This window comes from Pseudomonas sp. SK3(2021) (genome assembly GCF_016772375.1).
Taxonomy (GTDB): Bacteria; Pseudomonadota; Gammaproteobacteria; order Pseudomonadales; family Pseudomonadaceae; genus Aquipseudomonas; species Aquipseudomonas chlororaphis_I.
Genome location: NZ_CP061943.1, coordinates 5,723,866 through 5,745,630, shown reverse-complemented (window position 1 = coordinate 5,745,630; position 21,765 = coordinate 5,723,866). Strand labels below are relative to the sequence as shown.

Here is a 21,765-nt window from a genome sequence, read left to right as displayed (position 1 = left end):
GTTCGGCAGGCGCGGTCCCATGCTCGGCAAAAAACCGTTCGGGAGCAGGGTCATGAGTGTGTATGAATGGGCGCGGCAGGAAGTACGCAGGAGCCTGGATACTGCGCAGGAAGAGGGTTTCGAACCAGGCTTGAGCCTGCGCGCCCTGCTCAGCGCGGTGGTGCAGGAGAGTCGGCGGGTGCGCAGCGCCGAGGATCTGGCCGACGAGTTGCAGTTTCTCGCGGAGAACCTCGACGATACGCAGGACTACGGTTTCATGCGGCCTTGAAGCGTTAGTGGGCGCGAGGCGGCAGGTCGTCGGAAAACAGATCGTCCTCGGCATCCGGGCTGACCGGAATCTTGTGTTCTTCGGCGGCCCAGGCGCCGAGGTCGATCAGTTTGCAGCGGTCCGAGCAGAACGGACGGTTGACGTTGCTCGCGGTCCACTCCACGGGCGCACCGCAGGTTGGACATTCCACGGTCAGGGGTTGGCTCATGACTGGCCTCCACGCAAGGTAAGGTAAAAGTGATGCAGGCGTTCGACCTCGCTGTGCAGCCAGGCGAGGTCACGGTCGTTGACCAGCACATCGTCGGCATGGCTCAGGCGATCTTCGCGGGTCGCCTGGGCCTTGAGAATCGCCTGGATCTGCTGTTCGCTGATCCGGTCGCGTTGCAGGGTCCGTTCGATCTGCAGTTGTTGCGGCACATCGATCACCAGGATCCGCTGGGTCATCGCGTATTGCCCGGATTCGATCAGCAGCGGTGACACCAGAATCGCGTAGGGCGACTCGGCGCGGGCCAGGTGCGCGGCGATCTCATCGGCAATCAACGGATGCAGCAAGGCCTCCAGCCAGAGGCGTTGTTGCGGCACCTCGAAGATCAGCGTGCGCAGCGCGGCGCGGTCCAACTGGCCATCGGCCTGCAGCACGCCGTCGCCGAAATGTTCGGCAATGCGGGCCAGGGCCGGACGGCCGGGTTCCACCACCCAGCGGGCGGCGTGATCGGCATCCACCACATGGATGCCCAGGTCGATGAAGTGCTGGGCCGCGGCACTTTTGCCACTGCCGATACCGCCGGTAAGGCCGAGGATCCAGGGTTTGAAAACAGGCTTGGTCATCTGAAACCGACAAACTGCAAATAAGAGACGGTTATTTGACCACCCCAGAGCAAGGCAATCCAGCCGGCAATCGCCAGAAAGGGGCCGAAAGGAATAGGCGTGGACATTTGCGCGCGGTTGCGACGCAGCAGGGCGATCCCGGCCAGGGCTCCTGTCAGTGAGGCCAGCAGCAGGGTCATCGGCAGAATCTGCCAGCCGCCCCAGGCGCCGAACATGGCCAGCAGCTTGAAATCGCCGTGCCCCATGCCTTCCTTGCCGGTCAGCAGCTTGAACAACCAGTACACCGACCACAGGCACAGGTAGCCGGCCACGGCGCCCCACAGCGCATCGTGGAGGCTGACGAACAGGTCGAAGCCATTGACGATCAGGCCCAGCCACAACAGCGGCAGCACCAGTACGTCGGGCAACAGTTGATGATCGGCATCGATCAGGCTCATTGCCAACAGGCCCCAGCTCAGGAGCAGCATCAGGACGGCCTGCCAGCCAAAGCCGAAATGCCAGGCCACGAACGCCGAGGCCAGGCCGCAGCTCAGCTCCACCAGCGGGTAGCGCCGGCCGATCGGTGCCTTGCATGCGGAGCAGCGTCCGCGCAGCAGCAAGTAACTGAACAGCGGGATGTTTTCCCAGGGGCGGATCGGGTGGGCGCAGTGGGGGCACTGGGAGTGCGGGAGCAACAGGTTGTAGGTCGGTCCGGCAGGCTCGACGGGCAGCCCCAGGATGTCACGGGCCTGGGCGTGCCAGTCGCGCTCGAGCATCTTTGGCAGACGCCAGATCAGCACATTGAGAAAGCTGCCGACAATCAGGCCCAGGACCAGCATCGATGCTACGAAGACCAGCGGATAGCTGGCCAGGACCTCAGTCAATGACATGTTCAGATCGCTGTGCCGAGTTGGAAGATGGGTAAGTACATGGCGACCACCAGGCCGCCGACCAGGGTGCCCAAAACTACCATGATCACGGGCTCCATGAGACTGCTCAGGGTGTCGACCAGGGTATCGACCTCTTCCTCGTAGTGGATCGCGACTTTTTCCAGCATGCCATCCAGGGCCCCGGATTCTTCGCCGATGGCGGTCATCTGGATCGCCATGCCGGGAAATATGCCGGATGCGCGCATGGAAAAGTGCAATTGCATGCCGGTCGCCACGTCCTGCCTGATGCGGTTCACCGCATGCTTGAACACCTGATTGCCGGTGGCTCCGGCGACCGAGCTCAAGGCTTCCACCAGCGGTACCCCGGCTGCGAAGGTGGTGGACAAGGTGCGGGCGTAGCGGGCCACCGCGGACTTGTACAGCAGCGGCGCCACCAACGGCAGTTTCAGCAGGCCCGCGTCCAGCCAGTGGCGAAAGCGTGGTGAGCGCCGGTGGGCATGGCGCAGGCCGAATGCGCTGAGCAACAGAGCGCCCGCCAGCAGCCACCACCAGTGCTGCACGAATTCCGAGAGGGCGATGACCAGTTGGGTGAACACCGGCAGTTGCGCGCCGAAGCCTTGGAACATCGACTGGAATTGCGGCACCACCTTGACCAGCAGGATCCCCGTCACCACCAGCGCCACGCAGATCACCGCCAGGGGATAGGTCATGGCCTTGCGGATTCGCGTCTTGAGGTTCTCGCTTTTTTCCTTGTAGGTCGCCACCCGCTCCAGCAGGGTTTCCAGGGCGCCGGCCTGTTCGCCGGCATCCACCAGGCTGCAGTACAGCTCGTCGAAATACCGCGGCCTCTTGCGTAATGCGCCAGTGAAGCTGCTGCCGGCGGCGATGTCCTGTTTCAGCTCGGCCATCAGTTTGCGCATGTTCGGGTTATCGAAGCCCTCGGCAATGATGTCGAACGACTGCAGCAGCGGCACGCCGGCCTTGATCAGGGTCGCCAACTGCCGGGTGAACAGGCTGATGTCGCGAGCCTTGATCGGGGGCGTGCGCTGGAACAGCGAGCTGGATTTCTTCCTGACCCTGGCCGGGCTGATGCCTTGCTTGCGCAGTTGGGCCCTGATCAGCGAAGGGGTATGGCCGCTCAATTCGCCGCGCAGTTTGCTGCCTTGCCTGTCGGTGCCTTCCCACAGGTAAACACTGACTTTTGCTGCTTTGACCGCCATGGTGTCGAGTCCCCGGGTAATGATGGATCCTCAGGGCCGGCAATGCCCTGTGCGTTAGCGAATGGATCGCCGTGTGGGCGCGGCGTCCGGCTCATAGAGTTTGAATGGCCCGATACGTTCCTTGGATAGGGAGGGCCGTGAATGGAATCGATGGTCGAGTGACAGCGTAGCCCGTCACGGCGAGTGGCTCAGGGCACTTGGCTGACAAAAAGTGTCAGATAGTGCGACTTCTGGCGCTCACTGCTGCAGGTCCGCGTCGCTAAGCTCCCGTTTTCCCGGGGGCGCAGGCGCTGGCACAGGCTGTGCTATGGCTGTCTGGTGAGTGCCCAGACCCCTGGATATCCCCTGCTTGGAGCAGATAAATGAAGTATCAGAAAGGTTTTACCTTGATCGAGTTGCTGGTCGTCGTGGCGATCATCGGCATCCTGGCCACCTTTGCCATGCCGCTGTATTCCAAATACCAGGCGCGGGCCAAGGTCACCGCGGCGTTGGCCGAAGCCTCGGCGCTGAAGGTCAACTTCGAGGACGTGCTGAACCAGGGCAGCGACCCGACCCTGGAGCTGGTGGGGGGCAAGGCGGCGACATCGAACTGCACCATGACCGCCGCGGGTTCTGCCTCGACCGGGGCAGGAACCATTGGCTGCACCATCCTCAATGCACCGGCGCCGGTGTTGAACAAGACCGTCACCCTGACCCGCACCACGGCCGATGGCTGGGTCTGCACCACCACGGTCCCCGCGGATTACTCCCCCAAGGGTTGCACCGCCAGCGGCAGTTGAGCCCGGTTCTCGCTGGCTCGGTCCGTGAAACGCCACGCGCCGCTGCGCCTTTTGGGAAAGTATCGAGAATTCAGGAAGTTAGCTCTCCAGCGGGAAATGCAACTTGCATGCAGATTATTCGCCGGTCATGCATTTTGCATGATCGAAAGTGCTCTGTCAGTTTTATAACTCATTGATATTTAAAGGCTTTATTGTTTTTATGAACTTGGCATAACGCCTGCAATCTACTTAAGTAACCCTGCTGCCAGGACTTGGAGCAGGTTTTCCAGAAGAACAGGAGTTACTCGTATGAAGACGTTCGCTATCGCTGCTGCAACTGCTACCGCTCTGACCCTGACCATGGCTAACGTTGCATTTGCCCAGACCTCTCAAGCTACTCAGGCGCCAATGGTGCTCGCGGCGGGTGAAGTGACCAAGGCCAAGGAAGCCACTTCCGACACCTGGATCACCACCAAAGTCAAAGCGGATCTCGTAACTGAAAAAGGCATTCCTGGTACCGACATCAAGGTCGAAACCAACAAGGGCGTGGTTTCCCTGTCCTCCACCACTGCTCTGACCGCGGCGCAGAAAGAAACCGCAGTCAACATCGCCAAGAATATCAAGGGCGTGAAGGCGGTATCGGCTGACGGTTTGAAAACCGAGTAGGCCTCAAGCTTCTTTCCGGGACAGGGAGAGGATGCGGTAGATGACTTATCTACCGCTTCCCTGAAGGTTCATGCGAATGGCCACAGGGAGGTGGCTCCTCTGCAAACAGAACAGGCCCCGGCACAGTGTGTCGGGGCCTGTTCTGTTTGTGGCGGGAAAACCGCAGGGCCGACCCGTTCCCGGGGCGGCGGGAAGGGCGGTTATTCGGCGTCCAGGTGCATGGGGGTAATGACCCGACCGTCGCTTTCGGCCTGGCCGAGGTTGGCATCGATGAAGTAGACCCGGTCGTCCGCCAGTTGGCCCTTGTCCACCAGGAAGTCCTTGATGCTGCTGGCCCGTTCCTGGCCCAGCTGGCGCAACAGCACATCGCTGCCACTCCAGAACTTGATCACGCCTTCACGCATTTTCGCGGTGCGCTCTTCCTTGCCCAGATCCTTCCATTCGGCTGGTGGCTGGGTCTTGAGGCGCGTGCGATAGATGCCTTCCAGCAGCGGGCCTTTCTCGCCCTCCGGCACCTTCAGCAGCGAGGCCTGGGCCGGTACCTTGTCGCCGCGGCGCTGGAGCATCTTGTAGTAGTTGTACTGGTATTCCCGCTCCAGGCGTTGCTCGGCGATCAGCGGACCATCGCTGCTCTGCGCGGCGGTACCTTCGATCTCCAGGCGCAGGGCCGGACGCTCCTTGAGCGCGTTGGACAGCTTGACCAGCGCCGCTTCCGATTCCGGGCTCAAGTCACTCGAGCCCGGGGCGAACGAGACGCTGCCCAAGTCTTCCGAACCACTGCCCGCGACCAGCCCGCCAATCAGTTTGAACGGCGCGGCGGCCGCCTTGACGATCAGGTTGCGCAGGGTCTGCCAGACAATCGGCATGACGCTGAATTGCGGGTTGTTGAGGTCGCCGGTCACCGGCAGTTCGATGGAAATCTTGCCGTCGACATCCTTGAGCAAGGCAACCGCCAGTTTCAGGGGCAGGCTCACGGCATCCGGGCTGTCGACTTTTTCCCCCAGCTCCAGTTGTTCGACCACCACTTTGTTCTCGGCCTTGAGCTGGCCGTTGGTGATGACGTAGTGCAGGTCGAGGTTGAGCCGGCCCTTGCGGATACGGTAGCCGGCGAACTTGCCGGAGTAGGGGGTCAGGGTGGTCAGTTCGACGCGTTTGAAACTGGTGGCGATGTCCAGCGCGGCCATTGGATCGAAGGGGTTCACGCTGCCCTTGATGGTGACCGGCGCATAACGATCGACCTTGCCCTTGATATCGACGCTGGCCGGTTTTGCCTGGCGGCTGTCGATGGTGCCGATCTGGCCATTGAGCTGCTGGACGGCCGTGGCGAAGTTGGGGGTCAGGCTGAAGTCGGCGAAGTTGGCCGAACCGTCGTTGATGGCGATCTGGCCGATATGGATGCCCAGGGGTTTTTCCTTGGTGGCCGGCTTGGCGGCACTTTTCGGCGCGCTGTCGGCCGGTTGCGGGATCAGCAGGTCATCGATGTTGGTGGTGCGGTCATCGTTGATCATGAAGCGCGCATAGGGCTGCATCAGGTTGACCTTGTTGATCGTCAGGCTGTCACCGTGCTGATAGTTCAGGCCTTCGAGCACCAGTTGCTGCCATTTCACGAAGTCGCGGGTTTTCAGGGTGTCCAGGGTGTGCAACTGGTCGACCTGGGCCCGGCCGGTCACGCTGAATGTCAGGGGATCGATGTTTTTCAGGTCTACAGCCAGGTCGCTGCCGAGCATGCCGCTACGCAGCTCCAGGCGAATGAACGGGCTGATATAGGACTGGGCGACCCGCAGGTCGATGTCCTTGGTCTGCACCGCCAGCTTGGCGGTCACCGGTTGCAGGTTGACCACGCCGCTGGCGAGGACCTTGCCCTGCTTGCCCAGCCCGGTGTCGAGCTTGAGGTTGAAAGGCGACTGGTTGAGGCTGTCGAAGTTCTGCACGTCGAGGTTCAGTGGCCCGACCTCCAGCGCCACCGCTGGCTTGGCCTGGCGGTCCGCCAGGTGCACCTGGTAATTGCGCAGTTGCACATCCTTGAGCAGTACCTGCCAGGGTTTGCTTGGCGCCGGGGCAGCTGGCTGCGGGCTATCGGTGGCGGCCGGAACGGGCTTGGCGGCCGGTTTGGCCGGCTGGCTGGCGAACAGTTTCTGCCAGTCCAGTTGGCCATCGGCCTCCAGGGCGGCCCAGGTTTCCAGTTTCTGGCTGCGGATCTTGCCGACCACCACTTGCTGCTTGGCCAGGTCGACGGTGGTCTCACTGACGTCCAGGCGCTCCAGGCGAGCCAGTGGTCGACCATCGGGGGCCTTGATGGCGAAAGGGGCGACGCTCACCGAGGCATCGCTGAGCAGCAGTTCGGTTTCCTTGGCCAGGTTCAGCTTGTAGCGGGTGTTGAGGTTCAGCACGCCGTCCTCGAGGACCAGGGGCAAGGCATCGCGGACATAGGGCCACCAGGCTTTCATCTGGCCGTCGGTGATTTTCAGGGTGCCTTCGGAGGCGATCGGGGTCAGGCTGAAATTGCCGCTCCAATCGATCTGACCGCCCGCGGGGCCCACGGCGACCAGGGTCATGTCGGCACTGTCGTCGGGCAGGGTGCTGAGATTCTTCAGTTCGAGATCGAGTTTGTCGTAGAGGAAATCGATGGGCTCGCTGGGCCGCGTGTCCTGGAAGTGCACATAACCGCCCGCCAGTTTGATGCGCTCGATACGCAGGGGGAACGGCTTGGCCTCGGGGTCATCCGGAGTCGGTTCGCTGGCGGGCAGGTTGAACAGGCCCAGCAGGTTGAGCTTGCCGTCCTTGGCGAACAGGATCTCGCTCTTGGGTTTGTCCAGCTCGATATCGGCCAGGTGCAGCGCGCGGGTCCAGAGGCTGTCCAGTTGCAGGTTGGCGTAGAGACGCTCGAAGGCCACCTGCTCCTTGCCCGGCTCACCGATATTCAGGCCCCAGAGCGTCAGTTCAAGACTGAACGGGTTGAGTTCGATGCGCTGGATCTTTGCCGGTACCGTCGCGTAGTTGGCCAACTGTTGATTGGCCACCCGCAAGGCGATACCCGGCAAAATCAGAAAGCCCAACAGGCTGTACAGGGCGAGGGCGGTCAACAAAGCGCCGATAGCGCGGATCAATCCTTTGGACATGCGAGGCTTCATCTATCTGAACCGGAAGTGCGTTGGAGTATGGCATGCGTTTCCGGTTCCGAAACAATCCCATGACTGTCGCAAACAGGATTATTCAGATTCCTCGCAGGAGATCAGAGTTGCAGGATCAGGGTCTTGAGCGGCGGTTGCTGGTCCATGGAAGGGAAGTCGCGACCGGGTGTCAGCACCTGCCATTCGCGTACCGGGCGCCCGGCCTTTTCGGCACAGCGCAGCACCTGTTCGCGCCAGTCCTCCAGCGTCACTTTCGCCAGGTTGTTGCAGCAGATCAGCACGCCATTGTCGGCGGTAGCCAGCAGGGCCGGCTTGAGCAGGCTCTGATAGTCGCGCAGCAGGTCGACGGTGCCGAATGCACTCTTGGCCCAGGCCGGCGGGTCGAGCAGCACCAGGTCGTACTGGCGTTGTTCCAGGCGTGGGTAGCCGGGCAGCTTTTGCCCGCGGCGCTGGGTGATGGGCAGGCCGGCCAGTTGCCGGATCGCCGGGAAGTAATCCGATTGTACGAACTGCATGGCCGGCAATTGCGGATTGAGTTGGCCGTTTTCGTGGCCGACGGCCAGGTTGCCCTCGGCGAAGTCCAGGTTGCACACCTCACGGGCGCCACCTGCCGCGGCACTCAGGCCGACACCGCAGGTATAGGCGAACAGGTTCAGCACGCTCTTGCCGGTGCTGTGGGCCTTGACCCAGCCACGGGCGTTGCGCAGGTCGAGAAACAGCAGCGGGTCCTGGCCGGCATGTCGGCCGCGTACCCGGTAGTTCAAGCCCCATTCGTGGCCGACCAGGTCTTTCAGCGCCTCTTCTTCGGCGCGGTAAACCGGGTCTTCGCGGTCGATGCGTGAGTTGCCCCGGGAGCGATCGTTGTAGACCAGCAGGGTGTCCAGGCCCAACTGCTCCTGGGCGGTCTCGTGCAATTGCAGCAGGGCCTCGCGTTCCAGCGTCTGGTGAAAGCTTTGCACCAGCAGTTGCGGGCCGTAACGGTCGATGGTCAGGCCCCCGGCGCCTTCCTGGCTGCCATGGAACAGCCGATAGCAGTCGGTGCCTTGTTGATGCAGCTCGACGAGCAGGTCCTGGCGATGATCGAGGGCGGCGCGCAGCGCCTGATTCAAGGAAGACATGCGGGCGCCTAGCGGATGATTGGGTGGGGCAGTCTACCAGCTTCGCTCGGCGCTTGTAGGCGAACGCGCTTGGGTGGTGGTCTTGTAGGAGCGGCCGGTCGACGTTCGATTGCTCGCGATGAACGTCAACGATAATGCGCTATGCCTGACGTACTGCGGTGGGATGACGTTTCTTTCGCGAGCAAGTTCGTTCCTACAAAGGGACGGGGTTAGCGTTCGATGGCCAATGCCACGCCCTGGCCGCCGCCGATGCACAAGGTCGCCAGGCCTTTTTTGGCATCGCGCTTGAGCATCTCGTGCAGCAGGGTCACCAGCACCCGGCAGCCCGAGGCGCCGATCGGGTGGCCGAGGGCGATGGCGCCGCCATTGACGTTGACCTTGCTCGCGTCCCAACCCAGCTCCTGGCCCACCGACAGCGACTGGGCGGCGAAGGCTTCGTTGGCTTCGATCAGGTCCAGTTGCTCCAGGGACCAGCCGGCCTTGTCCAGGCAGCGGCGGGTGGCCGACACCGGGCCGATGCCCATGATCGCCGGGTCGACGCCGGCGTTGGCGTAGGCGGCGATCTTCGCCAGCACCGGCAGGCCCAGGGCCTTGGCCTTGGCGGCGCTCATCAGGATCACCGCGGCGGCGCCGTCGTTCAGCGACGAGGCGTTGCCGGCAGTGACCGTGCCGTCCTTCTTGAAGGCCGGCTTGAGCTTGCCCAGGGACTCGGCGGTGGTGCCGGCGCGCGGCTGCTCGTCGGTGGCGAAGGCCACGGGCTCGCCCTTGCGCTGGGGAATCAGGATCGGGGTGATCTCATCGGCGAAACGCCCGCCCTCGATGGCGGCCACGGCTTTCTGCTGCGAGGCGGCGGCAAAGGCGTCCTGGGCTTCGCGGCTGATGCCGTATTTGTCCACCAGGTTCTCGGCGGTGATGCCCATGTGGTAGTCGTTGAAGGCGTCCCACAGGCCGTCGCTGATCATGCTGTCGACGATCTGGCCGTGGCCCATGCGCAGGCCGGTGCGGGTGCCGGGCAGCACGTAGTTGGCCAGGCTCATGTTCTCCTGGCCGCCGGCGATGATCACCTCGGCGTCGCCGCAGCGGATCGCCTGGGCGCCCAGGTGCAAAGCCTTGAGGCCGGAGCCGCAGACCTTGTTCAGGGTCAGCGCCGGCACGGCGTGGGGCAGGCCGGCCTTGATCGCGGCCTGGCGCGCGGGGTTCTGCCCGGCGCCGGCGGTGAGCACCTGGCCCATGATCACTTCATCGACCTGGGCACCGTCCAGGCCGGTCTGGGCCAGCAGCTGGCGGATCACCGCGGCGCCGAGATCGACCGCGGGGATATTGGCCAGCGAACCCTGGAAACTGCCGACCGCGGTGCGGGTGGCGGCAACGATTACGACGTCTTGCATGGCGCGAATCCTCATGGTCATTGGCGGCATCGGTCGGCGGCTATAGGACCGTGGCCGATGCGCGAGAACTTGGAAAATCATGGTTGCATAGAAGGTCGCGGCGCCGCCAATCGCGAACCGGTGGGTCGCGTTCTGTTCGCCCGGTCGGGTATTACAGGCCCATGCGCCGGCGCGCGCGATGTATCGAACCGTTGCGTACCGCCCAGCGCAGCATCGGCGCACTGCGGTTGACGCTGGCGCGGATCAACTGGCGTTGCAGCAGACCCTGGTCGACGCCGAGCATGTTACTGGCCCAGTCGGGCAGCAGGTCGATGCCGGCCTGCATCATCAACGAGCCGAAGGGTTTGGCCAGGCGGCTTGGGGCAGGTGCCGCCAAGAGCAAACGCAGCACCTCGCGGCTGCGTTCATCGCAGAGCAGCTGTGGGCGCATCCGTGCCAGGTAATCCGCCACGGCCCGGCGCGAGCGCGGTACATCACTGGCGCCAAGACGTTCGGCGATCAGCGCGACTTCCCCGTAGTAACGGTCCTGGTCGGCAGGCGACAGCTGCGGATTGCGATAACGCAGATGCGCCGCCAGAAAGCTGCTGACCTCGGCCACATGCACCCAGGTCAGCAACTGCGGATCGCTGGCGGCATAGGGCCGGCCGTCTGGCGCGTGGCCGACGATCTGCAGGTGAATGGTGCGCACCTTGTCGATCAGCCATTCGGCATCCTGCCGCGAACCGAAGGTGGTGCCGGAAATGAACTGCGCGGTACGCCGCAGGCGCCCGATCATGTCTTCCCGGAAGTTCGAATGATCCCAGACCCCGGCCAGGGCCAGCGGGTGCAGGGCCTGCATCAACAAGGCGCTGATACCGCCGATCAGCATGCTGCTGAAATCGCCATGCACTTGCCAGCAGATGGCGTCCGGGCCGAACAGGCCCGGGTCGCCCTTGGGGTTGTCCAGGTCGAGCTGACCCAGCGACAGACCACCCAGGCTCATGACCTGGGTTTCGATACGACTGCGAATGAATTCCATACCGCTTGGCTGTTCCTTGGTTGAGGCCCGAGGCCCCGCTCAGAGGTTCAGGCGTTTATCGATCAGGCCCTCGACCACACTCGGGTCGGCCAGGGTCGAGGTATCGCCCAGGCTGTCGAGCTCGTTGCAGGCGATCTTGCGCAGGATACGCCGCATGATCTTGCCCGAGCGGGTTTTCGGCAAGGCCGGTGCCCACTGGATCAGCTCCGGCTTGGCGAAACTGCCGATCTCGCGGCTGACCAGGCTCAACAGCTCATTCTTCAGCTCGTCGCTGGGCTCGACCCCATTCATCGGGGTGACAAAGGCATAGATGCCCTGGCCCTTGAGGTCGTGGGGGTAACCGACCACGGCGGCCTCGGCGATGCTGTCGTGCAGGACCAGGGCGCTCTCGACCTCGGCGGTGCCGATGCGATGTCCGGAGACGTTGATCACGTCGTCGATGCGTCCGGTGATCCAGTAATCGCCGTCTTCATCGCGCCGCGCGCCGTCGCCGGTGAAGTAGTAGCCCGGGTAGGGTTTGAAATAAGTCTCGACCATGCGCTGCGGGTCGCCGTAGACACTGCGGATCTGCGCCGGCCAACTGGCCTTGATCGCCAGGATGCCGCTGCCGGCGCCGTGGATTTCCTTGCCGTGCTCGTCCAGCAGTACCGGCTGCACCCCGAACATCGGGCGGGTGGCGCAGCCCGGCTTGATCCGGCTGGCGCTGACCAGCGGGCTGAGCATGATGCCGCCGGTTTCGGTCTGCCACCAGGTATCGACAATCGGGCAGCGCTGCTCGCCGACACTATTGAAATACCACTCCCAGGCTTCCGGGTTGATCGGCTCGCCGACGCTGCCCAGCAGGCGCAGGCTGCTGCGCGAGGTGTGTTGCAGTGGCTCGGGGCCTTCGCGCATCAGCGCGCGCAATGCGGTGGGGGCGGTGTAGAAGATATTCACCCGGTGCTTGTCGATGACTTCCCAGAAGCGCGAACTGCTCGGGTAGCTGGGCACGCCCTCGAAGATCAGGCTGGTCGCGCCATTGGCCAGCGGGCCGTAGACGATGTAGCTGTGGCCGGTGACCCAGCCGACATCGGCGGTGCACCAGAAGACTTCACCTTCGCGATAATCCAGCACGTATTTGAAGGTCATCGCCGCCTGCAGCAAGTAGCCGCCGGTGGTGTGCAGCACGCCTTTGGGTTTGCCGGTGCTGCCGGAGGTGTAGAGGATGAACAGCGGGTCTTCGGCGTCCATCGGTTGCGGCGGGCAGTCGTCTTCGACGTCGCGCAGGGCCTGGTGGTACCAGAGGTCGCGGCCTTCGACCCAGTTCACCGGGTTCTGGGTGCGCTCGACCACCACCACCGTGCTGACGTTCGGGCAGCTTTGCAGGGCCTTGTCGACGTTGTTTTTCAAGGGCACGAACTTGCCGCCGCGCACCCCTTCGTCAGCGGTGATCACGGTGCGGCAGTCGGCATCGAGAATGCGGTCGCGCAGCGCGTCCGGGGAGAATCCGCCAAAGACCACCGAGTGCACCGCGCCGATACGGGTGCAGGCGAGCATGGCGTAGGCCGCCTCGGGGATCATCGGCATGTAGATGCAGACCCGGTCGCCTTTTTTTACGCCGCGGCTTTTCAGGACGTTGGCCAGGCGGCAGACGTAGTGATGGAGTTTCTTGTAGGTGATCTGCAGCGATTCGGCAGGATCGTCGCCTTCCCAGATGATTGCCACCTGGTCGCCGCGTTTTTCCAGATGGCGGTCGATGCAGTTGTAGCTGACGTTCAACCGGCCGCCGGCGAACCAACTGGCGGCGCCGGTTTTCAGGTCATAGCGCTGCACGGTTTGCCAGGGGGCGCTCCAGTCGAGAAAGCGGGTGGCCTGTTCGGCCCAGAAGGTACTGGGGTGCTCGATGGATTCGCGGTACAGCCGCTGGTAGTCGTCCTGACTCAATTGCGCAGCCCGGCGGACGGCATCGGCTTGGGGGTACATGCTGATATCGAACATGACGGTTCCTTATTCTTGTTTTAGCGACAAGCAATAAAGATGCGCCTTGATCGGAAGGGGTTCAAGGGGAGAGCGGTCTTGGAGGACCGATCGCGAATCGGCCCGCGGCTATGCAGCGAATGGGGGTTGCATAGCCGTGGACCGGTTTGCGAAGGGATATTTCAGCGGGCCATCAGCCGCGGTGGCGACCGCGGAAGTAGTTGATCAGGCCCTGGGTCGAAGCATCCTCGGCCGGGGTTTCTTCACTGCCGACCAGGCGGTTATAGACGCCCTTGCCCAGCTCTTTGCCCAGCTCCACGCCCCACTGGTCGAAGGCGTTGATGCCCCAGATCACGCTCTGCACGAAGACTTTGTGTTCGTACATCGCCACCAGCGCGCCCAGGCGGCGCGGGCTGATGCGCTCGACCACCAGGGTGTTGCTCGGACGGTTGCCCGGGATCACTTTGTGCGGTGCCAGCTTCTGTACTTCGGCCTCGCTCATGCCTTTTTCACGCAGCTCGGCCTCGGCCTCGGCGCGGGTCTTGCCGAGCATCAGCGCCTGGCTTTGCGAGAGGCAGTTGGCATACAGCCACTGGTGATGGTCGGCGACCGGGTTGAAGCTGACGATCGGCACGATGAAGTCGGCCGGGATCAACTGGGTGCCCTGGTGCAACAGCTGGTGGTAGGCGTGCTGACCGTTACAGCCCACGCCGCCCCAGATCACCGGGCCGGTGTCGGTGGAAACCGGCGTGCCGTCCTGGCGCACGCTCTTGCCGTTGGATTCCATGTCCAGCTGCTGCAAGTGTTTGGTGATGTTGCGCAGGTAGTGGTCGTACGGCAGGATCGCGTGGCTTTGCGCGCCCCAGAAGTTGCCGTACCACACGCCCAGCAGGGCCAGGAGGACCGGCATGTTCTGCTCGAACGGTGCGGTCTGGAAGTGCTGGTCCATGGTGTAGGCGCCGGACAGCAGTTCCTTGAAGTTGGACATGCCGATCGCCAGGGCGATTGGCAGGCCGATGGCCGACCACAGCGAGTAACGCCCGCCGACCCAGTCCCACATCGGGAAGATATTCTCTTCGCGGATGCCGAAGGCCACGGCGGCGGCGTTGTTGCTCGACACCGCGATGAAGTGACGATACAGCTCGGCCTCGGAACCGCCCTGAGCCAGGTACCAGGCGCGCGCGGCCTGGGCGTTCTTCAGGGTCTCCAGGGTGTTGAAGGATTTCGACGAGACGATGAACAGCGTGGTTTCGGCGCGGATCTTCGAGGACAGTTCGTGGAACTCGCTGCCGTCGATATTGGCCAGGTAATGGCAACGCACGCCTTTCTGGGCGTAGGACAACAGGGCTTCGGACACCAGCTCGGGGCCGAGGAACGAACCGCCGATGCCGATGTTCACCACGTCGGTGATCGGCTTCTCGGTGTAGCCGCGCCACAGGCCGTCATGGATGCGCCCGACCAGTTCGGTGATCTGGTTCAGCACCTTGTGCACTTCCGGCATCACGTTGACGCCGTTGACCGACAGCTTGTCGCCCACTGGGCGGCGCAAGGCGGTGTGCAGGGCCGGACGGCCTTCGGACGAGTTGACCAGCTCACCGGCGAACAGCGCCTTGATCGCGTCCTGCAGACCGGCTTCATTGGCCAGGCGCACCAGCAGGTTGCGGGTTTCGGAGGTGATCAGGTTTTTCGAGTAATCGAGAAAAAGCCCACAGCCGCTGAGGCTGAATTGATGAAAGCGCTGCGGGTCGGCATTAAAGGCCTCGCGCATGCTGAAATCCTGCATGGCTTGGCGGTGGTCATTCAACGCTTGCCAGGCGGGCAGAGCGGTAACGTCGTGAGGAGTGCGGTAGTACGCCATCGCTGCGGTTTTCCTTTTACTTGAACTGCCTGTTGGACACTGAAAAGCCCGGAACGTCCTGCTCGAAGAATAACGTTCGGTCAAACCTGCGCTGACACGATTAAGCACGCAGGGCGATTACAGTAACTCTCGCATGCTGATCTGTCTTGGCTTTGTCTGACTTGCGGCCGGTACTTTTTTATACCGGCGCCTCAGAGCCGCGCAACGAGCGGGATTTCAGGGGGTGAGAACGATTGGGGCTCAGGCGACCTGAACCGGAATGGCATGGCTGGTGTGGCTCAGCTCGTTGCCCGGCGCCATATAGAGCATGCGTGGCTTGAAGTTGAGCAGTTCGGCTTCGCTGTAGTGAGCGTAAGCGCAGATGATCACCCGGTCGCCAACCTTGGCCTTGTGCGCGGCGGCGCCGTTGACCGAGATCATGCGCGAGCCTTCCTCGCCACGAATGGCGTAGGTGGTGAAGCGCTCGCCATTGTCGACGTTGTAGATCTGGATCTGTTCGTACTCATGGATACCGGACAAGTCCAGCCACTCGCCGTCGATGGCGCAAGAGCCTTCGTAGTCGAGCACAGCGTGGGTGACTTCGGCGCGATGCAGCTTGGCCTTGAGCATGATGGCGTGCATGAGTGGTTCTCTCGGTCGGATCCTCGAACAGGGCCCGCAGCATTGCTGCAGGCCCCGGGCGGCGGCAGTTTGCCCGAAGGTCGGGCTTCGGGCAATCGGCCGTTGGGGCCTAGGCGTCGAGGTCCAGGTGCAGGTTGTCGATCAGGCGGGTAGCGCCCAGATAGGCCGCCGCCAGAATCACCAGGTCACGGTCTTGCGCGGTGGCCGGGCGCAGGGTCCGGGCGTGGCGGATCTCCAGGTAATCCGGGCGGAAGCCGGCGGCTTCGAGCACTTTTTTCTGCTCGTCCAGCAGCTTTGGATAATCTCGCTCACCCTGGCTGATGGCCTGGGCGATCTGAGTCAGGCCACGATAGATCGCCGGGGCGATGGCACGTTGTTCTTCGCTCAGGTAACCGTTGCGCGACGACAGCGCGAGGCCATCGGCGGCCCGCACGGTGGGCTCGCCGATGATCTGGATCGGCATGTTCAGGTCATGCACCAGGGCGCGGATCACCGCCAGTTGCTGGAAGTCCTTCTGGCCGAAGACCGCAAGGTCCGGCTGCACCATGTTGAACAGCTTGCTGACCACCGTGGCCACCCCTTCGAAATGCCCGGGACGGCTGGCGCCGCACAGGCCTTCGGAGAGTTGCGGCACGCTGACCCGGGTCTGGCCCTCCATGCCGTCGGGGTACATCTCTTCGACGCTAGGGGCGAACAGCAGATGGCAGCCGGCTTGCAGGAGCTTTTCCTGGTCGGCGGCCAGGGTTCGCGGGTACTTGTCGAGGTCTTCGCCAGCGCCGAACTGCAGCGGATTGACGAAGATACTCGCTACTACGAAATCCACTCGCTGGGCCGCCTTGGTCACCAGGGCGGCATGACCGCTGTGCAGGTTGCCCATGGTCGGTACGAAGCCGATGCGCTTGCCCTCGCTACGGGCACGGGCCACGGCGGCACGCAGTTCACGTACGGTTTTTACAGTATTCATGCAGAAAACCCGTGTTCGGCGCCTGGGAAGGTCACGGCCTTGACTTCATTGACGTAGGCGCTCAGGGCCGCCTGGATGCTTTCCTGGCCGGCCATGAAGTTCTTCACGAACTTCGGCGCGCGACCGCTCAGGGACAAGCCCAGCATGTCGTGCAGAACCAGCACCTGACCGTCGGTGGCGCTGCCGGCACCGATGCCGATCACCGGAATCTTCACCGCCTGGGTGATTTCCGCCGCCAGCTCGCTCGGCACACATTCGAGCAGCAGCATCGCCGCGCCGGCCGCTTCCAGGGCGATGGCATCGGCACGCATCTGCCGGGCCTGGTTTTCGTTACGCCCCTGCACCTTGTAGCCGCCGAGGATGTTCACTGATTGTGGGGTCAGGCCCATGTGGGCGCAGACCGGGATGCCACGCTCGGCCAGCAGGCGGATGGACTCCGCCAGCCACAGTGCGCCTTCGACCTTGATCATGTGCGCGCCGGCCTGCATCAACTGGGCGCTGTTGTTCAGGGCCTGCTCGGTGGTGGCGTAAGCCATGAACGGCAGGTCGGCGAGGATCAGGGCGCCATTGTTGCCGCGTTTGACCGCGGCGACGTGGTAGGCCATCTCGGCGGTAGTGACTGGCAGTGTACTGTCATGCCCTTGCAAGACCATGCCGAGGGAGTCGCCCACCAGCAGTACTTCAACGCCGGCCTGGCAACAGGTGTGGGCGAAGGTCGCGTCATAGCAGGTCAGCATGGTGATTTTCTCACCTTTCTGCTTGAGGCCTTGCAGGGTGGTCAGGGTGATGTCTGGCATGAAAAAGGGTCCTCATTCAGGCGCTCTGGAAACTGCTGCGAGTAACGCGCGTGATTCTTATCTATACAGGCGCACGGTCTACTGTCGTGCTTATAAGGCCTGGATTGCGCCCTGTAACGCCGTGTTGGCGGCAACGGGACGCCTATAGTCGTGAGGAGAACTCGGGAAGTCAATTGCATGTGTTACCGCATTGTTACGGCGTGAGTGTTACCGCCGTAACTGATGCGTTTCAGCAGTCAGGCCAGACGTTCCAGGCCGACAAATGGGCAGGCGGCGAGCAGATCGCGCAGCTGGCGACCGTCGGCCAGTTGCAGGTCGGCGGGGGCCAGTTCGGCCAGGGGGTAGAGGACGAAGGCCCGGGCCTGCATGTGGTAATGCGGGACCTTGAGCCGCGGCTCGTCGATCAGGCGATCGCCGAACAGCAAGATGTCCAGGTCCAGGGTGCGCGGCCCCCAGCGCTCGAGGCGCTCGCGGCCCTGGCCGGTTTCGATGGCTTGCAGCGCGTCCAGCAGTTCGAGAGGTGCGAGGTTGCTGTCCAGGGCGGCCACGGCGTTGGTGTAGCGCGGTTGGCCGGGCAGCAGGGAGTCGCTTTGATAGAAGGCCGAGACACTTGCCAGCTGGCTTTGCGGCAATTGTGCCAGCGCGTCGATCGCGCTGCGCAATTGCTCTGCCGGGGCAGCCAGGTTGCTGCCCATGCCGATGTAGATGCGTTCCATCGGGTTATTCGCCGGAAGCGCTCGGTACGCCGGCGGTGGCGCGCTTGCGTTTGGCGCCACTGCTGCGACGACGCTTGCGCGGGCCTGTACCGGCTTCGTCCTTGCCGCTCAGATCGCGAATCATGTCGCGGCGACCGGCGTCGTTGGCGTCCTGGTAGTCGGTCCACCACTCGCCCAGGCCATCGGTCTGCTCGCCAGCGCTTTCGCGCAGCAGCAAGAAGTCATAACCGGCGCGGAACCGCGGGTTGTCCAGCAACTGGTCGGCGCGCTTGCCGCTGCGCCGTGGCAGGCGTTCCTGCATGTCCCAGATTTCGCGGATTGGCAGGGTGAAGCGTTTTGGAATGGCGATGCGCTGGCACTGTTCGCTGATCAATTCGTGAGCGGCTTCCTGCATCGCCGGAATCGGCGGCATGCCACGTTCCTGGAGACGCAGCACACGAGCCGGAAGGGCAGGCCAGAGCAGCGCGGCGAACAGGAAAGCCGGGGTTACCGGTTTGTTCTGCTTGATGCGCAGGTCGGTATTGATCAGGGCTTCGCTGATCAGCGTATGGGTGTAGGTCGGGTTGTACTCCAGCGCCTCGGCGCTGGCCGGGAACAGCGGATCGAACAGTTGCAGGTCGACCAGCATCTCGAAGGTGTCGGCGGCATGGCCGGACAGGAACAGCTTGAGCACTTCCTCGAACAGGCGTGCCGAGGGGATTTCCCGCAGCATGGGGGCCAGGTCGCGGATCGGCGTGGCCGTGTGTTTCTCGATACCGAAATCCAGCTTGGCGGCGAAGCGCACGGCCCGCAGCATGCGTACCGGATCTTCCTGGTAGCGCTGGCGCGGATCGCCGATCAGGCGGACCAGGTGATTGCGGATGTCGTGTACGCCGTTGGCGTAGTCGAGGATGCGTTCGCTGACCGGATCGTAATACAGGGCATTGATGGTGAAGTCGCGACGCTGGGCGTCTTCTTCGAGGGTGCCGTACACGTTGTCGCGCAGGATGCGCCCGCTTTCGTTGCGCGAGGACTGGTTGCTGTCTTCTTCATCGTTTTGCGGATGATTGGCGCGGAAGGTCGCGACCTCGATGATCTCGCGGCCGAAGTGGATATGCACCAGCTTGAACCGACGGCCGATGATCCGGGCGTTGCGGAATTCGGCTCGCACCTGTTCCGGCGTGGCGCTGGTGGCGACGTCGAAATCCTTGGGGGTGATATTGAGCAGCATGTCGCGCACGCAACCGCCGACCAGGTAGGCCTGGTAGCCAGCGTTCTGCAGGCGTTCGACGATGTTCACCGCATAACGGCTGAACTGGGCGCGTTGCAGCGAATGTTGGCTGCTGGTGAGCACTTCAGGCGTGCTGCGTTTGTGTTGCGTACGACGCAAGGGAGAACGGAATGACTGGAACAACTTCTTCAGCATGGGATGCACTGTTTGAAGGAATGTTCGGCCATAACGAAGAATGACCGCATGATGGGCGGGGATTCTAGCATTTAGTCGGGGGATGGTGTAGGAAGCTGCGGCGAGTCGTGCGCGGCGCCTTGGAACGCGGGTTGGCGGGGCTTTTCGTCAGTAAAAGCGCAATCGCGGAAACCACAAGGGGAGCCGAAGCTCCCCCAGAAGTGTTTGCGTGCTCTATTTTTATTATTGGTTTCGGGCTTCTTGTTTTTGTTTAATGCCCTTGTCACCTGGTTAACCCAGAGTGACCCTCCCAATCGGGAGCCAAGAGCAAACGGATTGCTTTGGTCGCTGTGTTGCGATGATCAATGATCCAACCAGTTCAGGCTCTGCCTTAGGGCAGTTTTTGTTGTTCTCGGCCTGGTTGTGGGGCAAGCCCCAATGACAACGCCTCTCCAAAAGAATCAGTTAGCTGCGCCTCCGCCGTGTTGTTTTTATTGTGCGTGAGTCGATTCGTCTTATTTTTATTGTCTTATGCATTGCTTGTTATTGTTCTTGTACCAAACATATAGCAGGTGCCGTGCCAACTTTTGTGAGGCCCAGTAAAACAATGGGTTGGACGCGATTCTGGGGTTTCTCCAGGCGAAAAAAAGCCGGGGCTTCGTTACCGTAAGCCCCGGCTTTTGTTACGTGAAATGATTGAGGTAACAGTTTTTTCACAAGATCGCGTGTTACCCACAACCCGTTACTGCCGGGCTTCAGCTTTCGCTGGCGACCCCGGTCTTGCGCCGTGGGATACCCAGGCGCTGGCGACGTTCCCACAGGCATTTGCGGCTGACGCCCAGTTTGCGCGCCAGTTCGGTCTCGGTCATGTGGTCCTGGTGCTCGAGAACGAAATGCTGGAAGTAGTCTTCCAGCGACAGGTCTTCGGTCGGCTCGTGGCTGCTGTTGTTGGCGTTGGCGGCCTGGGGCGCCAGGCCGATGAATTCTTCGTCTTCCAGATCGCTCAGTTCGATATCGATACCCAGCAGTTCCGCAGAGATTTCCGGGCTTTCACACAGAATGACCGAGCGCTCGACAGCGTTTTCCAGTTCGCGAACGTTACCTGGCCAAGAGTAATGGCGAATGGCTTGCTCGGCGTCCGGGGCGAACTTCAGGTCCGTGCGGCCCACGCGCGCGCTCTGACGGGCGAGGAAGGCATTGGCGATTTCGTTGACGTCGGCGCCGCGTTCGCGCAGGGCTGGCAGTTTCAGGGCAATCACGTGCAGGCGGTAATACAGGTCTTCACGGAACTGGCCGATCTTGGCCAGGCTCTTGAGGTCGCGGTGGGTCGCGGCGATCAGGCGCACATCGACCTTCTGCGACTGCACCGAGCCGACCCGGCGAATTTCGCCTTCCTGCAGCACGCGCAACAGGCGGGCCTGGGCTTCGAGCGGCAATTCGCCGATTTCGTCGAGGAACAAGGTGCCGCCATCCGCCGCTTCCACCAGGCCGGCGCGCCCAGCGCTGGCACCGGTGAAGGCGCCTTTTTCGTGACCGAACAGCTCGGACTCGATCAGGGTTTCCGGAATGGCCGCGCAGTTCACCGAGATCATCGGCGCCTTGGCGCGCTTGGACAGGTTGTGCAGGGCACGGGCCACCAGTTCCTTGCCGGTCCCGGATTCACCCTGGATCAGTACATTGGAGTCTGTCGGGGCGACCTTGCGGATCTTGCTGTACAGATCCTGCATTGGTGGGCAGGAGCCGATGATGCCGATTTCGCCGTTGCTGGCGCTGGCCTTGTCCGCGCCGTTGCCCGACTTGGCGGCTGGCCGCTCGTTGGGGCTGCTCTGCGCGGTCTGGCGGTCGCGCAGGATGCGCGCCACGGCCTGGAGCATTTCGTCGTGATCGAAAGGCTTGGCGATGTAGTCCACCGCGCCCATCTTCATCGAGTCGACCGCCGAGCGCAGGCTGGCGTAGCTGGTCATGATCAGCACCGGGGTGCCCTGGCCGAGCTTGATCAGCTCGGTGCCGGGGGCGCCAGGCAGGCGCAGGTCGCTGACGATCAGGTCGAACGTGGGAATGCTGAAACGCTCTTGTGCTTCCTGCACGGAACCGGCTTCGCTGACCTGGTACTGGTTGCGTTCCAGCAGGCGGCGCAAGGCGGAGCGGATAATTGTTTCGTCTTCGACGATCAAAATGTGCGGCATTGATTCGATTCTCTCGACG

19 protein-coding genes are annotated in these 21,765 nt (G+C 62.7%); 3 read left to right on the top strand and 16 right to left on the bottom strand.

Annotated features, from left to right (window positions below; all coding sequences use genetic code 11):
* The first annotated feature begins 52 nt into the window (after positions 1-52).
* Positions 53-268 (top strand): hypothetical protein, encoded by a 216-nt coding sequence (locus IF690_RS25435; RefSeq protein WP_202697847.1) that lies wholly within the window; start codon positions 53-55, stop codon positions 266-268.
* 4 nt (positions 269-272) lie between these two features.
* Here the strand turns inward: IF690_RS25435 and yacG are convergent, their stop codons facing one another.
* The 4 genes from yacG to IF690_RS25415 are packed head-to-tail and all read right to left on the bottom strand — an operon-like array spanning position 273 to position 3,185.
* Positions 273-476, bottom strand: a complete 204-nt coding sequence (gene yacG, locus IF690_RS25430; RefSeq protein ID WP_009045670.1) for a DNA gyrase inhibitor YacG — start codon at positions 474-476, stop codon at positions 273-275.
* Positions 473-1,096: a dephospho-CoA kinase gene (coaE, locus tag IF690_RS25425; protein WP_202697845.1), complete on the bottom strand. Its 624-nt coding sequence runs from the start codon at positions 1,094-1,096 to the stop codon at positions 473-475. The genes yacG and coaE overlap by 4 nt, the downstream gene beginning before the upstream one ends.
* The gene (locus IF690_RS25420; protein ID WP_202697844.1) at positions 1,093-1,965 is read right to left on the bottom strand and encodes a prepilin peptidase; all 873 of its coding nucleotides are present in this window, start codon (positions 1,963-1,965) and stop codon (positions 1,093-1,095) included. Before IF690_RS25420 ends, coaE begins: the two co-directional genes overlap by 4 nt.
* Before the next feature lie 2 nt (positions 1,966-1,967).
* Complete coding sequence (locus IF690_RS25415) at positions 1,968-3,185, bottom strand: type II secretion system F family protein (protein WP_202697843.1); 1,218 nt, start codon at positions 3,183-3,185, stop codon at positions 1,968-1,970.
* Between the two features lie 362 nt (positions 3,186-3,547).
* Between IF690_RS25415 and IF690_RS25410 the strand changes: the two genes are divergently transcribed.
* Both IF690_RS25410 and IF690_RS25405 read left to right on the top strand, forming a co-directional pair.
* Positions 3,548-3,964: a pilin gene (locus tag IF690_RS25410; protein WP_007924673.1), complete on the top strand. Its 417-nt coding sequence runs from the start codon at positions 3,548-3,550 to the stop codon at positions 3,962-3,964.
* A 288-nt stretch (positions 3,965-4,252) separates the two neighbouring features.
* The gene (locus IF690_RS25405) at positions 4,253-4,609 is read left to right on the top strand and encodes a BON domain-containing protein (protein WP_202697842.1); all 357 of its coding nucleotides are present in this window, start codon (positions 4,253-4,255) and stop codon (positions 4,607-4,609) included.
* 200 nt (positions 4,610-4,809) lie between these two features.
* Here IF690_RS25405 and IF690_RS25400 read toward each other — a convergent pair whose 3' ends face one another.
* From IF690_RS25400 to IF690_RS25345, 12 genes are all read right to left on the bottom strand, one after another.
* The gene (locus tag IF690_RS25400; RefSeq protein WP_202697841.1) at positions 4,810-7,728 is read right to left on the bottom strand and encodes a DUF748 domain-containing protein; all 2,919 of its coding nucleotides are present in this window, start codon (positions 7,726-7,728) and stop codon (positions 4,810-4,812) included.
* Between the two features lie 113 nt (positions 7,729-7,841).
* Complete coding sequence (locus tag IF690_RS25395) at positions 7,842-8,858, bottom strand: class I SAM-dependent rRNA methyltransferase (protein WP_202697840.1); 1,017 nt, start codon at positions 8,856-8,858, stop codon at positions 7,842-7,844.
* Positions 8,859-9,067: 209 nt separating this feature from the next.
* Positions 9,068-10,246 (bottom strand): acetyl-CoA C-acetyltransferase, encoded by a 1,179-nt coding sequence (locus tag IF690_RS25390; protein WP_202697839.1) that lies wholly within the window; start codon positions 10,244-10,246, stop codon positions 9,068-9,070.
* A gap of 151 nt (positions 10,247-10,397) precedes the next feature.
* Positions 10,398-11,264, bottom strand: a complete 867-nt coding sequence (locus IF690_RS25385) for an oxygenase MpaB family protein (RefSeq protein WP_202697838.1) — start codon at positions 11,262-11,264, stop codon at positions 10,398-10,400.
* A 39-nt stretch (positions 11,265-11,303) separates the two neighbouring features.
* Positions 11,304-13,241 (bottom strand): acetate--CoA ligase, encoded by a 1,938-nt coding sequence (acs, locus tag IF690_RS25380; protein ID WP_202697837.1) that lies wholly within the window; start codon positions 13,239-13,241, stop codon positions 11,304-11,306.
* Positions 13,242-13,413: 172 nt separating this feature from the next.
* Positions 13,414-15,078 carry a glucose-6-phosphate isomerase gene (gene pgi, locus IF690_RS25375; protein ID WP_202697836.1) on the bottom strand — a complete coding sequence of 555 codons (1,665 nt, stop codon included), beginning with the start codon at positions 15,076-15,078 and terminating at the stop codon, positions 13,414-13,416.
* A 240-nt stretch (positions 15,079-15,318) separates the two neighbouring features.
* Positions 15,319-15,699 (bottom strand): aspartate 1-decarboxylase, encoded by a 381-nt coding sequence (gene panD / locus IF690_RS25370; RefSeq protein ID WP_023969381.1) that lies wholly within the window; start codon positions 15,697-15,699, stop codon positions 15,319-15,321.
* Between the two features lie 109 nt (positions 15,700-15,808).
* A complete protein-coding gene (gene panC / locus IF690_RS25365) occupies positions 15,809-16,663 on the bottom strand; it encodes a pantoate--beta-alanine ligase (RefSeq protein WP_202697835.1) in 855 nt (284 codons plus the stop codon).
* On the bottom strand, positions 16,660-17,460 hold the full coding sequence (gene panB, locus IF690_RS25360) for a 3-methyl-2-oxobutanoate hydroxymethyltransferase (RefSeq protein WP_202697834.1): 801 nt from the start codon (positions 17,458-17,460) through the stop codon (positions 16,660-16,662). The genes panC and panB overlap by 4 nt, the downstream gene beginning before the upstream one ends.
* A 236-nt stretch (positions 17,461-17,696) precedes the next feature.
* Entirely contained in the window at positions 17,697-18,176 is a 480-nt protein-coding gene (gene folK, locus IF690_RS25355) for a 2-amino-4-hydroxy-6-hydroxymethyldihydropteridine diphosphokinase (RefSeq protein ID WP_202697833.1), read from the bottom strand.
* A 4-nt stretch (positions 18,177-18,180) separates the two neighbouring features.
* Positions 18,181-19,581 (bottom strand): polynucleotide adenylyltransferase PcnB, encoded by a 1,401-nt coding sequence (locus IF690_RS25350; RefSeq protein ID WP_202697832.1) that lies wholly within the window; start codon positions 19,579-19,581, stop codon positions 18,181-18,183.
* A gap of 734 nt (positions 19,582-20,315) precedes the next feature.
* Complete coding sequence (locus tag IF690_RS25345; RefSeq protein ID WP_202697831.1) at positions 20,316-21,746, bottom strand: sigma-54-dependent transcriptional regulator; 1,431 nt, start codon at positions 21,744-21,746, stop codon at positions 20,316-20,318.
* Positions 21,747-21,765: the final 19 nt, after the last annotated feature.

What these genes read in the sequence shown, in the direction of transcription:
- IF690_RS25435 (WP_202697847.1), top strand. Translation starts at nt 53, where the DNA reads ATGAGTGTGTATGAATGGGCGCGGCAGGAAGTACGCAGGAGCCTGGAT.
- yacG (WP_009045670.1), bottom strand. Translation starts at nt 476, where the DNA reads ATGAGCCAACCCCTGACCGTGGAATGTCCAACCTGCGGTGCGCCCGTG.
- coaE (WP_202697845.1), bottom strand. Translation starts at nt 1,096, where the DNA reads ATGACCAAGCCTGTTTTCAAACCCTGGATCCTCGGCCTTACCGGCGGT.
- IF690_RS25420 (WP_202697844.1), bottom strand. Translation starts at nt 1,965, where the DNA reads ATGTCATTGACTGAGGTCCTGGCCAGCTATCCGCTGGTCTTCGTAGCA.
- IF690_RS25415 (WP_202697843.1), bottom strand. Translation starts at nt 3,185, where the DNA reads ATGGCGGTCAAAGCAGCAAAAGTCAGTGTTTACCTGTGGGAAGGCACC.
- IF690_RS25410 (WP_007924673.1), top strand. Translation starts at nt 3,548, where the DNA reads ATGAAGTATCAGAAAGGTTTTACCTTGATCGAGTTGCTGGTCGTCGTG.
- IF690_RS25405 (WP_202697842.1), top strand. Translation starts at nt 4,253, where the DNA reads ATGAAGACGTTCGCTATCGCTGCTGCAACTGCTACCGCTCTGACCCTG.
- IF690_RS25400 (WP_202697841.1), bottom strand. Translation starts at nt 7,728, where the DNA reads ATGTCCAAAGGATTGATCCGCGCTATCGGCGCTTTGTTGACCGCCCTC.
- IF690_RS25395 (WP_202697840.1), bottom strand. Translation starts at nt 8,858, where the DNA reads ATGTCTTCCTTGAATCAGGCGCTGCGCGCCGCCCTCGATCATCGCCAG.
- IF690_RS25390 (WP_202697839.1), bottom strand. Translation starts at nt 10,246, where the DNA reads ATGCAAGACGTCGTAATCGTTGCCGCCACCCGCACCGCGGTCGGCAGT.
- IF690_RS25385 (WP_202697838.1), bottom strand. Translation starts at nt 11,264, where the DNA reads ATGGAATTCATTCGCAGTCGTATCGAAACCCAGGTCATGAGCCTGGGT.
- acs (WP_202697837.1), bottom strand. Translation starts at nt 13,241, where the DNA reads ATGTTCGATATCAGCATGTACCCCCAAGCCGATGCCGTCCGCCGGGCT.
- pgi (WP_202697836.1), bottom strand. Translation starts at nt 15,078, where the DNA reads ATGGCGTACTACCGCACTCCTCACGACGTTACCGCTCTGCCCGCCTGG.
- panD (WP_023969381.1), bottom strand. Translation starts at nt 15,699, where the DNA reads ATGCACGCCATCATGCTCAAGGCCAAGCTGCATCGCGCCGAAGTCACC.
- panC (WP_202697835.1), bottom strand. Translation starts at nt 16,663, where the DNA reads ATGAATACTGTAAAAACCGTACGTGAACTGCGTGCCGCCGTGGCCCGT.
- panB (WP_202697834.1), bottom strand. Translation starts at nt 17,460, where the DNA reads ATGCCAGACATCACCCTGACCACCCTGCAAGGCCTCAAGCAGAAAGGT.
- folK (WP_202697833.1), bottom strand. Translation starts at nt 18,176, where the DNA reads ATGGAACGCATCTACATCGGCATGGGCAGCAACCTGGCTGCCCCGGCA.
- IF690_RS25350 (WP_202697832.1), bottom strand. Translation starts at nt 19,581, where the DNA reads ATGCTGAAGAAGTTGTTCCAGTCATTCCGTTCTCCCTTGCGTCGTACG.
- IF690_RS25345 (WP_202697831.1), bottom strand. Translation starts at nt 21,746, where the DNA reads ATGCCGCACATTTTGATCGTCGAAGACGAAACAATTATCCGCTCCGCC.